Origin of the sequence: Streptomyces anthophorae, from assembly GCF_049310305.1 — a bacterium.
Taxonomy (GTDB): Bacteria; Actinomycetota; Actinomycetes; order Streptomycetales; family Streptomycetaceae; genus Streptomyces.
The window spans coordinates 2,371,055-2,384,371 of the sequence record NZ_JBLWQQ010000001.1 but is presented as its reverse complement, the minus strand read 5'-3'; the positions used below and the strand labels follow the sequence as shown (position 1 = coordinate 2,384,371).

11 protein-coding genes are annotated in these 13,317 nt (G+C 72.5%); 8 read left to right on the top strand and 3 right to left on the bottom strand.

All coding sequences use genetic code 11. The annotated features are described in order from the left end of the window. The first annotated feature begins 17 nt into the window (after window positions 1–17). The 5 genes from ACNYS0_RS10690 to ACNYS0_RS10670 all read left to right on the top strand — a co-directional run bounded on the left by ACNYS0_RS10690 (window position 18) and on the right by ACNYS0_RS10670 (window position 6,520). Window positions 18–1,535: a class I adenylate-forming enzyme family protein gene (locus ACNYS0_RS10690; RefSeq protein ID WP_422472688.1), complete on the top strand. Its 1,518-nt coding sequence runs from the start codon at window positions 18–20 to the stop codon at window positions 1,533–1,535. 24 nt (window positions 1,536–1,559) lie between these two features. Beyond that, a complete protein-coding gene (locus ACNYS0_RS10685) occupies window positions 1,560–2,162 on the top strand; it encodes a TetR/AcrR family transcriptional regulator (RefSeq protein WP_422472686.1) in 603 nt (200 codons plus the stop codon). A 207-nt stretch (window positions 2,163–2,369) separates the two neighbouring features. Continuing rightward, complete coding sequence (locus ACNYS0_RS10680) at window positions 2,370–3,305, top strand: TauD/TfdA dioxygenase family protein (protein ID WP_422472684.1); 936 nt, start codon at window positions 2,370–2,372, stop codon at window positions 3,303–3,305. Window positions 3,306–3,387: 82 nt separating this feature from the next. Then, window positions 3,388–4,686 carry an MFS transporter gene (locus ACNYS0_RS10675; RefSeq protein ID WP_422472681.1) on the top strand — a complete coding sequence of 433 codons (1,299 nt, stop codon included), beginning with the start codon at window positions 3,388–3,390 and terminating at the stop codon, window positions 4,684–4,686. A gap of 118 nt (window positions 4,687–4,804) precedes the next feature. Continuing rightward, window positions 4,805–6,520, top strand: coding sequence for an aldehyde dehydrogenase family protein (locus tag ACNYS0_RS10670; RefSeq protein ID WP_422472679.1), 1,716 nt, complete (start codon window positions 4,805–4,807; stop codon window positions 6,518–6,520). Between the two features lie 212 nt (window positions 6,521–6,732). On the opposite strand, the gene ACNYS0_RS10665 is transcribed toward ACNYS0_RS10670, so the two are convergent. The 3 genes from ACNYS0_RS10665 to ACNYS0_RS10655 all read right to left on the bottom strand — a co-directional run bounded on the left by ACNYS0_RS10665 (window position 6,733) and on the right by ACNYS0_RS10655 (window position 9,586). Next, a complete protein-coding gene (locus tag ACNYS0_RS10665; RefSeq protein WP_422472677.1) occupies window positions 6,733–7,035 on the bottom strand; it encodes an SHOCT domain-containing protein in 303 nt (100 codons plus the stop codon). A 54-nt stretch (window positions 7,036–7,089) separates the two neighbouring features. Further along, a complete protein-coding gene (locus ACNYS0_RS10660) occupies window positions 7,090–7,530 on the bottom strand; it encodes a DUF6325 family protein (protein WP_422472675.1) in 441 nt (146 codons plus the stop codon). A gap of 136 nt (window positions 7,531–7,666) precedes the next feature. Beyond that, on the bottom strand, window positions 7,667–9,586 hold the full coding sequence (locus tag ACNYS0_RS10655) for a potassium channel family protein (RefSeq protein ID WP_422482579.1): 1,920 nt from the start codon (window positions 9,584–9,586) through the stop codon (window positions 7,667–7,669). Between the two features lie 424 nt (window positions 9,587–10,010). On the opposite strand from ACNYS0_RS10655, the gene rsgA reads away from it, so the two are divergent. From rsgA to ACNYS0_RS10640, 3 genes are all read left to right on the top strand, one after another. Beyond that, entirely contained in the window at window positions 10,011–11,102 is a 1,092-nt protein-coding gene (rsgA, locus tag ACNYS0_RS10650) for a ribosome small subunit-dependent GTPase A (RefSeq protein WP_422482577.1), read from the top strand. A gap of 329 nt (window positions 11,103–11,431) precedes the next feature. Next, entirely contained in the window at window positions 11,432–12,814 is a 1,383-nt protein-coding gene (locus tag ACNYS0_RS10645) for a bifunctional transcriptional activator/DNA repair enzyme AdaA (RefSeq protein WP_422472673.1), read from the top strand. Beyond that, the gene (locus ACNYS0_RS10640) at window positions 12,811–13,317 is read left to right on the top strand and encodes a methylated-DNA--[protein]-cysteine S-methyltransferase (protein ID WP_422472671.1); all 507 of its coding nucleotides are present in this window, start codon (window positions 12,811–12,813) and stop codon (window positions 13,315–13,317) included. Before ACNYS0_RS10645 ends, ACNYS0_RS10640 begins: the two co-directional genes overlap by 4 nt.

The window sequence follows — 13,317 nt, the reverse complement described above, 5'->3', positions numbered from 1 at the left end:
CTCGTCAGGAGAACGTGATGCACCTCAGTGCCCTGCTGGACAGCGCGGTTCGCTCGGGCAGTACCAAGGAAGCCGTCGTATACCGCGAACAGCGGTGGAGCTACCGGGAGTTCGGTGCCGCCGCGCGGCGTGCCGCCACCGTGCTGAACGAGGCCGGTCTGGGTCCCGGCGACCGGCTGGCCGTGATGACGTACAACACCCCGGCCTTCCTCTTCGCCGCCTTCGGCGCCTGGTACCTGGGCGCGACCCTCGTGCCCGTCAACCACAAGTCGCAGACGGCCGAGGTGGCGCGCCAGCTGGAGCACTGCGGGGCGCGCGTCGCCCTCGTCGACGCGGAGATCGGCGAGCGGGCGACCGCCGCGGGCGGGAGCGTGCGGTGGCTGATCAGCCACCCGGACACCCCGGCGGGCGCGTTGCCGCCCGGCTCCTTCGAGGCGCTGCTCGCCGCCGCCGGGCCGTGGACCGGCGAGGACCGCCCGGACGGCGACGTGGCGGAGATCCTCTACACGTCCGGCACCTCGGGCGCGCCCAAGGGCTGCGTCCACTCGCACCGCACCGCCGCCCTGACCGCCGCGTACTCCGCCGCGACGATGTCGTTGCGCGGCGACGAACGCTTCCTGGTCTGCATGCCGATCTGGCACGCGGCGCCGCTCAACAACATGACGCTCGGCACCCTGTTCGCGGGCGGCACGGTGGTGTTGCAGCGCGAGTACGAGCCGCGCGGCATGCTGGAGACGATCCAGCGCGAGCGCGTCACGGCCCTCTTCGGCGCGCCCATCGCGCTCATCGCCCCGACGCAGGTGGTCCCGGACCACGCCGACTACGACGTGTCGTCCGTCCGCGTCTGGCTCTACGGCGCGGGCCCGCTCGACGCGGACACGGTGCGCCGCCTGATGAAGGCGTACGGCACCGAGAACTTCCAGCAGGTGTACGGGATGAGCGAGACCGGGCCCGCGGGTGCCTCGCTCACCGCGGCCGAGCACGCGGACAAGGCGGGCGCGATCGGGCGCGGCGGCATGCCGGGCGTGGACCTGCGCGTCGTACGCCCCGACGGGAGCGACGCCGGGGCGGGGGAGAGCGGCGAGATCTGGCTGCGCACCGACACCCGGATGCTCGGCTACCTGGACGACGAGGCGGCCACCGCCGAGGTGTTCGCCGGTGACTGGTACCGCAGCGGTGACCTGGGCCGGATCGACGAGGACGGCTATGTCACGCTCGTCGACCGGATGAAGGACGTGATCATCACCGGCGGTGAGAACGTCGCGTCGCAGGAGGTCGAGGGCACGCTGCGGGGCCACCCCGACGTGCTCGACGTCGCCGTCGTCGGCCGCCCGCACCCGCAGTGGGGCGAGACGGTGGTCGCCTTCGTCGTGCCGCGCGAGGGCGCGGGGCTCGACCTGCCCGGGATGCGCGAGTGGCTGGAGGAGCGGATCGCCCGCTACAAGGTGCCCCGCGAGCTGATCCTGCGCGCGGAACTGCCGCGTACGCCCTCCGGCAAGATCACCAAGCATGTGCTGCGGGCCGAACTGACCTGACGGGCCCCGCTGTAGGGTCTCGGCATGGCCGATGAGCAGGTACAGCAAGCGCGCAGGGGGCCGGGCCGGCCGCGCCAGGAACACGTCACCGGGGCCGTGCTCGAAGCCGTCGTGGAGCTGGTGGCGGAGGAGGGCATGGGCGCCCTGACCATGGACGCCGTGGCGACCCGCGCGGGCGTGAGCAAACCGGCCATGTACCGGCGCTGGCCCACCAAGCAGGACCTGATCATCGCCGCCGCCGAGTCCCGCGTCGGGGCGCTGACGGTGCCCGACATGGGCGACTTCCGGGCCGAACTGCGCGCGGTCCTCATGGAGCGGGTGCGCGCCTACCGGCAGCCCGGCGTCGGCCGGCTGCTCGCCGGTGTCATCAGCGCGGCGGCGGAGGTGGGCGCGGGGCGCGAGGCCTTCCAGGCGTACGTGACGCGGGTGACGAGCGAGACCCGGCACGTGCTGGAGCGCGGCATCGAGCGCGGCGACGTGCGCCCCGACGTCCCGATCGTCGATGTCACGACCCTCATCGCGTCCTCGCTGATCTTCCGGATGGTCGCCGAGCAGCGGACGCCGGACAAGGAGCTGGTCGACTCCGTGGTGGAGCTGATCGGCAGGGCGGTCGACGTCCGCCCGTGAGGGGCGTGACCACCCGCCGACCCTCGTTCATCTCCCGTACGCGCCGGGCACGTTGATGCCCGGCGCGGCTTTCGTGCTGCCCGGGAGGCGACCCGCGACCCCCGCGGAACTTTCCTGAAATCCATCACTCCAGACCCCTTGCCCCGCCGCACATCAATATCGATACTGCCGGTTACGTAATAACGTTCGCTGTTGGGAGGACCCCCCATGCACGACGTCGCGACGGTCCCCGTCGAGAACCCCGAGCCGATCCTGGACAAGCCCCTGATGCGCTACGGGCGCCGAGTCCTCGACCGGCTCGCGCCGGGCGCGGAGCAGGTGGCCTACAAGCTCTTCGAGGTCGACCCGCTCACCCCGCACTTCGGGGCCGTGCTCAGCGGCGTCGATCTGACGAAGCCGATCACCGAGGAGCTCGCCGACGAGCTGCGCGCGGCGCTCCTGGAGTGGAAGGTGATCTTCTTCCGGGGGCAGGCCGGCTTCACCCCGGAGAACCACCTCGCGCTCTCGGCCGTCTGGGGCGAGCCGGAGCCCAACCCGTTCTTCCCGAAGACCGGGACCGTGGGCCTGTCCCGGCTCGCCAAGGACGCCAAGGCCGCGGGCAACAAGAACATCTGGCACAGCGACCACTCCTTCATGGTCAACCCCTCGCTCGGCGCCGTGCTCCGCGCCGTCGAGGTGCCCGCCGCGGGCGGCGACACCATGTGGTGCGACATGGGCGCCGCCTACGACAACCTCCCCGACGACCTCAAGGAGCGGATCGAGAGCCTCACCGCGGTCCACGACTGGGAGGCCAGCTGGGGCGCGCTCATGAACGACGAGCAGAAGGCCGCCTTCCGCGCCGACTGGCCGCAGGTCGAGCACCCCGTCGTGGTGCGCCACCCGCGCAGCGGCCGCAGGACGCTGTACGTGAACGAACCGTTCACCCGGTACATCAAGGGCCTGTCCGAGGAGGAGAACCGCGAGCTCCTCGACATCCTCGTGCTCCAGGCACGCATCCCCGAGTTCCAGATCCGCTTCCACTGGGAGCCGGACTCGATCGCGATCTGGGACAACATCGCCGTCCAGCACTACGCGGTCAACGACTACTTCCCGGCCAAGCGCGTCATGGAGCGCATCGCCATCGCCGGAGTGCCGCTCTCCTGAGCCGGTTCCGGCTCGCACCGCCCGCCGGCTGTGGTGCGGGCCGGTCCACCCAACGCCCCTGCCCTTTCCTCCTGGAGGCCCCATGACCGCGGCACCGACCCTGCCCCAGCAGCCCGCTGGGGACGTCGAGGTCCCCCGTGGCAGCACTGCCCGCGCATGGACGGTGACCGCGCTCCTCGTGGTCTTCATGATGGTCAACTTCGCGGACAAGTCCGTGCTCGGCCTCGCCGCCGACGAGATCCGCGCCGATCTGCACTTGAGCGCCACTCAGTTCGGGCTCGCGAACAGCGCGTTCTTCCTGCTCTTCTCCGTCGCCGCGATCGTCGTGGGGATGGCGGCGGACCGGGTGTCGCCGAAGCTGCTGCTCCTGGTGATGGCCGTGCTCTGGTCGGTGGCGCAGGTGCCCGCGGCCATCGGCGGGGGCCTTGCCGTGCTCATCGGCTCGCGGATCTTCCTCGGCGCCGCGGAGGGCCCGGCGTTCCCCGTCGCCCAGCAGGCCACGCTCTCCTGGTTCCCCAACGACAAGCGGAACCTGCCCGGCGCGCTGATCACCATCGGCATCACGCTCGGCGTGATCATCTCCGCGCCGGGCCTGTCCTGGGTGATCCAGCACCACGGTTGGCGCTCGGCCCTGTGGGTGCTCGCCGGGATCGGTGTCGTATGGGCGGTGTTGTGGTCCCTGTTCGGCGCGGACAGCCCGCGGGCCCGCGCCACGGTGACGACGAAGGCGGCCGACGACGGTGCGCCCAAGGTCCCGTACCGGAAGATCTTCGCGAGCCGTACGTGGATCGGGACCACCCTCGCGTACTTCATGAGCTACTGGTCCGTGGCCCTGATGCTGGTGTGGATGCCCTCCTACCTGCGCAACGCGCTGGACTACTCGGCGGCCACCGCGGGCAGGCTGGTCGTCCTGCCCTGGGCCGTCGGCGCCGTCGTCCTGCTCGGGCAGGCCGCGCTCACCGGTCGGCTCATGCGGCGCGGCGTCGTCAGCAGGAAGGCCCGCGGCTGGGTCGGCGGCTTCATGCTCGTCATCGGCGCCGTCTGCTGCCTCCTGACGCCGTTCGTCGGCTCGGTGCCCGCGCAGACCGTGCTCGTCGCCCTCGGCTTCGGCTTCAGCGGCTCGTACGCCACGGTGGCCGCGACCACCGTCGCCGAACTCGCCCCGGCCGCCCGCAGCGGAGGCGCGCTCGGCCTCATGAACGCCCTCGTCACGGTGTCCGGACTGCTCGCGCCCGCCGTCGTCGGCGCCCTCGTCGACGCGCAGGGCGACGCCGGGTACCAGCACGCCGTGCTCGTGACGGGAGTCCTCGTCGCGATCGGCGCCGTCCTCGCCTTCGCCCTGATCGACCCGGAGCGCGACCGCGCCCGGTTGACGGGCTGAGCATCCGTCACGCAGCCTGCCCTTACCGGTGGTTACCCCCGGATGACATGATCGTCGGACGAACACCCCCACTTTCCCAGCCCTCTTCACCCCCACCCGCGTTCCCAAGGAGTTGACCGTGAGCGCCGCAGCAGCACTCGACACCTCACCGCTGGACCAGGCCGTCCGCGACCTGCGCGAGCACGCACCGTCCTGGACCGCGACGCCGCTGGACGAGCGGATCGCGCTCCTGGAGCGGACGCTCCCGCGGATCGCCGAGGGCGCCGCCGCGATGGTCGCCGACGCGTCCGCGGCCAAGGGCTACGCCGAGACCTCCGAGTGGGCCGCCGAGGACTGGATCACCGCTCCGTGGGCCCTCGCCCAGACGATCACCGCGTACCTGCACGTCCTGCGCCGCCTCGCCGCGGGCAAGGAGCCGCTCGACCCCAAGTCCGTGCGCAGCCACGAGGGCCGCACCGTCGTCGACGTCTTCCCCACCCTCGCCTCCGACCGGCTGCTGCTCAACGGCTTCACCGCGCAGGTGTGGACGCTGCCCGGCACCACCCGCGAGCAGGTCCTGGCCCGCGCGGCGGGGGAGTACCGGGGCCGCCCGGGCGAGCCGGCCGTGTCCCTGGTGCTCGGCGCCGGCAACGTCGCGTCGATCACCCCGCTCGACATCCTCCAGAAGCTGTACGCGGAGGGCGAGGTCGTCATCGCCAAGATGAACCCCGTCAACGCCTATCTGCGCCCGCACTTCGAGAAGGTCTTCGCCGAGTACGTCGAGCGCGGCTGGGTCCGTTTCGTCGACGGCGGTGCCGCCGAGGGCGCGTACCTCACCGGGCACGAGGACATCGACACCATCCACGTCACCGGCAGCGAGCGCACCCACGACGCGATCGTGTGGGGCACCGACGAGCAGGCCGAGCAGCGTCGGGCCGAGGACACCCCGCTCAACACCAAGCCGTTCACCAGCGAGCTCGGCGGCGTCAGCCCCTGCATCGTGACGCCGGGCCCGTGGAGCGACGCCGACTTCCGCTTCCAGGCCGAGCACATCGTCACCAGCAAGCTCAACAACTCGGGCCACAACTGCATCGCCACGCAGGTCCTCGTCGTACCGCGCGAGTGGGACGGCACGGAGAAGCTCCTCGCGGAGATCCGCAAGGTCCTGCGCGAGCTGCCGGCCCGCCCCGACTACTACCCGGGCGCGGCCGACCGCGTCGCCAAGGTCACGGACGCCCACCCGACGGCCGAGAAGCTCGGCATCGACGACTCCTGCCGCGTCCTCGTCCCCGAGATCGAGGGCATGGACGACGTCCTGATCACGGACGAGGTGTTCGCGAGCACGCTCGGCGTGATCCGCCTCCCGGGCGCCGACGCGCCGCACTTCCTCGCCGCCGCCACGGAATTCGCCAACGACAGGCTCCCCGGCACCCTCGGCGCCACGCTGCTCGTCCACCCGAAGACGGAGCGCGCCCACGCCGGAGCGGTCTCCGACGCCGTCGCCGCGCTGCGCTACGGCACGCTGGGCGTCAACGTCTGGTCGGCCTTCGGCTTCCTGCTCGGCTACACGCCGTGGGGCGCCTTCCCGGGCAACACCCGGAAGGACATCGGCAGCGGCATCGGCTTCGTGCACAACGCGTTCATGCTGGAGGACATCGAGAAGACGGTGGTCCGCGCCCCCTTCGCCCCGTCCCCGCGCGGCCTCTTCACCGGCTCGCCCTCGCTCTCCCCGCGCCCGCCGTTCTACGTCACGAACCGCACGGGCCTGACCACGATGAAGCGCCTCACGAACTACACGACGTCCCCGTCAGCAACAAAGCTCCCGGCCATCTTCGCGTCGGCACTGCGCGGCTGACCCAATTCAAGCGTCTGTCTGCGGTTCGGGGCTGCGCGGGCGACCAATTCAAGCGTCTGTCTGCGGTTCGGGGCTGCGCGGCTGACCCAATCAAGCCCCGCCGGCGATTGAGGCGCGGGGTCCGGGGCAGAGCCCCGTGACCTGCGGACGGTCGACCGCAACAAAAACTCCGGCCGGCTCACCGTGTGGGGCGGTGGGCCGGCCGGTGCCACTCACCCGTTGAGAACGCGCGCCTTCTCGCGCGCGAATTCCTCATCCGTGAGCAACCCCTGCGCCTTCAACTCCGCAAGCGCCTGAAGCTGCGAAACGCGGTCCGTCCCACCGGCGACCGGCGCCGCCTGCGGCACCGGCTGCATCGGCGGAGCCATCTGCGCCTGCGCATCCATCTCGCGGCGCATGTCGCGATCGGCCATCCTGCGGTTCACCCGCCCCGAGACCGCGGACGCCGTGCCGGAGATGACCGCCGTACGGGCGATGGTGCCAAGGAGTCCGGGCCGTCCGAATCGTTGCGGCATGCTGACCGTCCTCTTCGTTCTCTTGCGTCGATGTGTCGATGAATCGCTGTGCCGTCAGGCCGTGGCGAGGGCCTCGATGGCCTCGTGGACGGTCTCCCTCGGGATCCGCTCGAGCATCAGCACCTGGCCGTTCGAGTCGCGCACGGCCGTACCGAGGCGGGCGGCCCAGGTGTTCTCCCAGGCCAGGACGAGCGCGGAGGACGAGGCCGGAAGGTTGTCGGAGACCGTCTTCAGGTCCTCGTCGCTGAGCAGGTCGAAGCGCACGTCCGCCACCTGCTGGAACAGCTCGGTGACCTCGGGGTCGCCGAGCTCGACGACATCGACGGACCCGTCTGCCGCCTTCCGGATGAAGCAGAGGTCGAGGATCCGAACGGTCCCGTCCTTCTGAAGATCCCGCAGCGCGGGCGCGACATCGCCGCTGAAGCGATTGCCGTCGAAGGCGAGCACGGCGACGTCCACCGGACCGACGGTGTCGGTGTTGAGGCCACTGGTCACGGGTGAGCCCCTTCCCTGGATTGCTGTATGGGACATAGACGGGCGAAACGTCTGAAACGGATACTAGGGTGAGCGTACTGCGAGAGCGAGCCCGGCGGACCGGGTCGTTCGGCCCTCCGAGGGGCCGAACGACGGCTCACGGCCGTGACGCATACGCGGAGTGCGAGGCCTGCGAGGCCAGGAGCTCGGCGAGACCACGACGAGTGGCGGCGAGGATGACACGGTCGGTCGGCCGAAGTACGTAGTCGGGGTCCAGCTTCCATACGAGTCCCGGCTCCCGCTCCTCGCCGTCCTCCTCCGGACCGGCCGCGGGGCCGGACCGCCGCTCGTCCGGCGCGGTCGAGTCCGCGGCGATCACCCGCCAGGACCCGGCCCGGAACGACGCCGCGACCGTACGCCCCTCCAGCTCCGGATGGCCCGCCACATCCAGCGCGGCGAACAGCAGCACCCGGCGCTCGACCGGGATCGCGCCGAGGACCTGGCGGCCCATCATCGCCCCCGCGAAGGCCGGTGCCGCGAGGGTCGTGACGCTGCGGCTGCGGGTGAGGGCGAGCGGATGGGCGGCGCGCAGCGTGCGGTAGACGGCGGTGGCGAAGGCGTCGTCGTACAGGCGCAGACTCACCTGGAGGTCGGGCTTGACCGAGCGGGCGTACAGGGCGGCCTCGAGGTTGGTGGTGTCGAGGCTGGTGAGGGCGAGGAAGGCGCGCGAGCGGCTCACCTTCGCGGCCTCCAGGACACCCTCGTCGCGTACGTCGCCGACGACGGTCGGCACGCGCAGGCGGCGGGCGAGCGGGATGCCGCGGGCCTCCGGGTTCTCCTCCACGCACACCACGGGGACGCCGAGTTCGTGCAGCCGCGCCAGGACGCGGGTGCCGATCTTGCCGAGCCCGAGCAGCACGACGTGTCCGGACAGGCCGCGCGGCGGGCGGCGCAGCGCGGAGGCGGTGCGGAAGGTGCCCATCGCCTCCAGGACCGCGGCCATCAGGACCGGCAGCAGCAGCAACCCGGCGAATCCGGTGAGGAGTTGGATGATCTGCCGGGCCGCGGGCTCGCCGATCGCCGGGTCGTCGATGGCGAACAGGTCGAGCATGGTGAGGTATCCGGCCCGCCACGGATTCGACTCGGTCGTCGCCCAGGTGGCGAGTGCCAGGCCGAGCACGCACACCACGAGCACCGCGAGCGACCAGCGCACCCGGCGCGAGAACAGCGAACCGAGCGGCAGTGCCCGCGCGGCGAGGCGGCGCGGCGGCAGCGCGGGCTCCGACGGTGTGACGGTGTCGAGGGCGACGCTGCCGCGGCCGACCGCCGCCGCGATCTCCCGGTCGTCCGGCAGCAGCACCGGCTCCTCCTGGCCCGAGGTGTCCGAACCCTCCGTGTCCGACGGGTCGTTGTTCGACGACGAGAGGATCGCGAGCGTGCACAGGCCGGGGGCGGCGGGGGGCCTGCCCCGGCCGCGCGGGGCGCGCTCCACCGCGCGCAGCAGCAGCCCGTCGGCCTGCACCACCTTGCCGGTGCCCGCCACGGCGGTCGCGGCGAGCGCGGGCGCGGCCGTGTCGGCGTCGGACAGGATCGTGGTGGAGGTGTCGAGACCCTCCCCGATGAGCTCCGGCCGCGCCAACGCGGCGGCCTGGTCGAGGAGTTGGGCCAGGTGCTGGCCGAGCTTGCGGTCGAAGAGCCGGATCACGAGGCGCAGGCGGGGATTGAGACGGCGGGCCGCGAGCGCGGCGCGGATATTGGTCTCGTCGTCGTCGTGCACCAGGGCCAGCGCGTCCGCCCGCGCCACGCCCGCCTCGGTCAGCACGTCCTCGCTGAGCACCGCCGCCTCCATGACGCGCGGCGCCTGACCGGCGAGCGAGTCGTCGTCGGACGGCGCGAGCCGGCCCATCGCGGCCTGCACCCGGCTCAGCAGCGCGGCGGCCCGCATCCGGCCGCCGCCCTGCGCGGGTTCGCCCGCGGTGCGCGTCGACGGTACGACGATGGTGACCTGGGCGCGGTACAGCTCACGCAGCTCGGTGCCGAGCCGCTCGGCCAACGCGTCGTCGCCGCACACCACCATGTGGCGGGGCAGGGGCGTCTGTTGGGACGGCTCGGGATCTTCGGGCTGCTGGGGCTGGTGGGGGAGTGACACCGTGTCATGGTGCGTGTTCGATGTGTGTGGCGTCCACCGACACCGGGGGTGACCACGTGAAAAACCGGTGGCGGGTGGATGGGGGCGGGGTTATCGTCGTCGGCGTTGGGGCGGCCAAGGCCGCCGTGGAGTGCGCCGAGCGCGTGATCGAGGAGGTGTCGACCGATGGCTGTCGTCGAGACGGGCGTTGCCCGCATCCGGAAGTTCGTCAAGTCCACCTCCGTGGCCACCGGCTGACCTCAACCTTTCTTCGCGTTCTGCGCGTTCTCTGCGTTTCCTGTGCCGGGGCCACCCTTTGAAGGGTCACCCCTTGTCCTCCTCGTCCTCCTCGTCCTCCTCTTCTTCTGGTTCCATTTCCGGTTCCACCACCTCCGGTCTCGACGCGTACGGCTGGGACGCCGACTGGGCGGATGCGTTCGCCTCCTTCGCCGAGCGCGGACTCGTGCCCGGCCGGGTGCTGCGCGTCGACCGCGGGCGGTGCGACCTCGTCACGCCGGAAGGGGTCGTGCACGCCGACACCGAGTACGTCGTGCCCCGCGACCCCATGAAGGTCATCTGCACCGGCGACTGGGCCGCCGTCGACCCGGCCGGCGCCGACCCCCGCTACGTACAGGCGTATCTGCCGCGCCGGACCGCCTTCGTGCGCTCCACGTCCTCCAAGCGGTCCGAGGGGCAGATCCTCGCCGCGAACGTCGACCACGCGATCATCGCGGTGTCGCTCGCGGTCGAGCTCGACCTCGGGCGGATCGAACGGTTCCTCGCCCTGGCCTGGGAATCGGGCGCGCAGCCCCTGGTCGTCCTCACCAAGGCCGACCTCGTGCCGGACCCGGTGGGCCTGTCGTACCTCGTCTCCGACGTCGAGACGACCGCGCCCGGCGTTCAGGTGCTGCCCGTCAGCGCGCTCGACGGGGCCGGTACGGAGGTGCTGCGGGCGGTCGTCGCCGACGGTACGTCCGTGCTGCTCGGCCAGTCGGGGGCCGGGAAGTCGACGCTGGCCAACGCGCTGATGGGCGCGGACGTCATGGACGTCCGGGCCGTCCGCGACATGGACGGCAAGGGGCGTCACACCACGACCACCCGCAATCTGTTCGCCCTGCCGGGCGGCGGCGTGCTCATCGACACGCCGGGGCTGCGCGGGGTCGGCCTGTACGACGCCGAGGGCGGCGTCGGGCAGGTCTTCGCGGAGATCGCTGGGCTCGCGGAGGACTGCCGGTTCCACGACTGCGCGCACACCGTCGAGCCGGGGTGTGCGGTGCTGGCCGCGCTGGCGGACGGGTCGCTGCACGAGCGGCGTCTCGACAGCTACCGGAAGCTGCTGCGGGAGAACGAGCGGCTCGCGGCGCGGACGGATGCGAGGTTGCGGGCCGATATGCGGAAGGTGTGGAAGCAGCGGGGGGCCGAGGGCCGGGCCGCGCTGGAGGCGAAACGGGGGCGCCTCCGCTAGCTCGTTCGGCCTGCCCCGGGGTTGCGGCCTCGGGGCTCCGCCCCGGGCCCCGCGCCTCAATCGCCGGCGGGGCTTGATTTGCCCACCCGCGGACGGGGCGCGACAGGTCCGGTCCCGCCTTGGGCAATCTGCCGCCTTGGGCGGCAGGGTGGGCAAGGCGGCGCCCGGTGCCGCGAAAGCAGGCCGGGTGGCCGCCGCCCCGGGGTTGCGGCCTCGGGGCTCCGCCCCGGACCCCGCGCCTCAATCGCCGGCGGGGCTTGAGTTGCCACGGCCTCGGCGTCCGAAAGCCGCCAGCTCGCGGAGCGGTCGCACGGCACACTTGAAGCGTGATGACCGATGAGGACACGCGATACGAAGCCGTGCGGAGCCGTGACGCGCGGTTCGACGGGGAGTTCTTCTTCGCCGTCGAGACGACCGGGATCTACTGCCGGCCGAGCTGCCCCGCGGTCACCCCGAAGCGGCACAACGTCCGCTACTACGCCACCGCCGCCGCGGCCCAGGGCTCCGGATTCCGGGCCTGCCGCCGCTGCCGCCCCGACGCGGTACCGGGCTCCGCCGACTGGAACGTGCGCGCCGACGTCGTGGGCCGCGCGATGCGGCTCATCGGCGACGGGATCGTCGACCGCGAGGGCGTCGGGGGGCTCGCCACCCGGCTCGGCTACAGCGCCCGCCAGGTCCAGCGCCAGCTCACCGCCGAGCTGGGCGCGGGCCCGGTCGCACTCGCCCGTGCCCAGCGCGCCCACACCGCGCGCGTCCTGCTCCAGACGACCCCGCTGCCGGTCACGGAGATCGCGTTCGCGGCCGGATTCGCGAGCGTCCGGCAGTTCAACGACACGATCCGCGAGGTGTACGCCCGCACCCCCACCCAGTTGCGCGCCGAGGCGCCCGACAAGCGCCGTGCCGCCGCCCCCGCCGCCGGAATCCCGCTGCGCCTCGCCCACCGCGGCGCCTACCAGGCGGGCCCCGTCTTCGACCTGCTGGGTTCCGAACTCCTCGACGGGGTCGAGGAGTTGACCGGGCGGCCCGGCGCCCGCACCTTCCGGCGCGCGCTGCGCCTCCCGTACGGCACCGGTGTCGTACGCGTCGACGAGACCACGCACGCCCAGCCCGGCGCGCAGGCCGAGCACCGGGGCGGCTGGCTGAACGCCCGCCTCCAGCTGACCGACCTGCGGGATCTGACGACCGCCGTCGGCCGCCTGCGCCGCCTCTTCGACCTCGACGCCGATCCGTACGCGATCGACGAGCGCCTCGCCCTCGACCCGCGGCTCGCGCCGCTGGTCGCCGCCCGGCCGGGACTGCGTTCGCCCGGCGCCGCCGACCCCGACGAACTGGCACTGCGCCTGGTCGCCGGACCCGAGCGGGCCGCGCGGCTCGTCGAGCGGTACGGCAAGCGGCTCGACGCGCCCAGCGGCGCCGTCGACCGGCTGTTCCCCGCCCCGGACGACCTGTCCGACGAGCCCGGCACGCTCGGCGCACTCGCCCGCGCCCTGCACACCGGCGCGCTCCGCCTCGACCCGGGCGCCGACCGCGACGACGCCGAAGCGGCGCTGCGCGCGGTGCCCGGCATGTCCCCGCGCACCGCCGCCCTGATCCGGCTGCGCGCCCTGGGCGACCCGGACGTGGGCGTGCCCGAGGACTCCCCGACCGATGACGCGTGGCGCCCCTGGCGCTCGTACGCGCGTCAACACCTCATCGTAGAAGGACAGTTGTGACCACAGAACGCCGTACGGCACACCCCACGGCCTACACGACTCTGCCCAGTCCGCTCGGTGAGCTGCTGCTCACCGCCGACTCCTCCGGCGCCCTCACCTCCCTCTCCGTACCCGGGCAGAAGGGTGGCCGGGTCGTCGGCGAGGGATGGGTGCGCGATCCCGCGCCGTTCGCCGAGGCGGAGCGGCAGCTCGCCGCGTACTTCGCCGGTGAACTCAAGGAGTTCGAGCTGGAGTTGAGGCCCGAGGGCACCGAGTTCCGGCGGCGGGTCTGGGACGCGCTCGACGACGTGCCGTACGGGGCCACCACCACGTACGGCGAAGTGGCCGCCCGCATCGGCGCCCCGCGCGCCGCCGTCCGGGCCGTCGGTGGCGCGATCGGCGCCAACCCCCTGCTCGTCGTGCGGCCCTGCCACCGGGTGATCGGTGCGAACGGCTCGCTGACCGGATACGCGGGCGGCCTGGAGAAGAAGGTGGAGCTGCTGACGCTGGAGGGCTCCCTCTGA

Coding starts and splice junctions, on each gene's coding strand:
- ACNYS0_RS10645 (WP_422472673.1), top strand. CDS start 11,432: ATGACCGATGAGGACACGCGATACGAAGCCGTGCGGAGCCGTGACGCG.
- ACNYS0_RS10685 (WP_422472686.1), top strand. CDS start 1,560: ATGGCCGATGAGCAGGTACAGCAAGCGCGCAGGGGGCCGGGCCGGCCG.
- ACNYS0_RS10655 (WP_422482579.1), bottom strand. CDS start 9,586: ATGGTGGTGTGCGGCGACGACGCGTTGGCCGAGCGGCTCGGCACCGAG.
- ACNYS0_RS10690 (WP_422472688.1), top strand. CDS start 18: ATGCACCTCAGTGCCCTGCTGGACAGCGCGGTTCGCTCGGGCAGTACC.
- ACNYS0_RS10680 (WP_422472684.1), top strand. CDS start 2,370: ATGCACGACGTCGCGACGGTCCCCGTCGAGAACCCCGAGCCGATCCTG.
- ACNYS0_RS10665 (WP_422472677.1), bottom strand. CDS start 7,035: ATGCCGCAACGATTCGGACGGCCCGGACTCCTTGGCACCATCGCCCGT.
- ACNYS0_RS10675 (WP_422472681.1), top strand. CDS start 3,388: ATGACCGCGGCACCGACCCTGCCCCAGCAGCCCGCTGGGGACGTCGAG.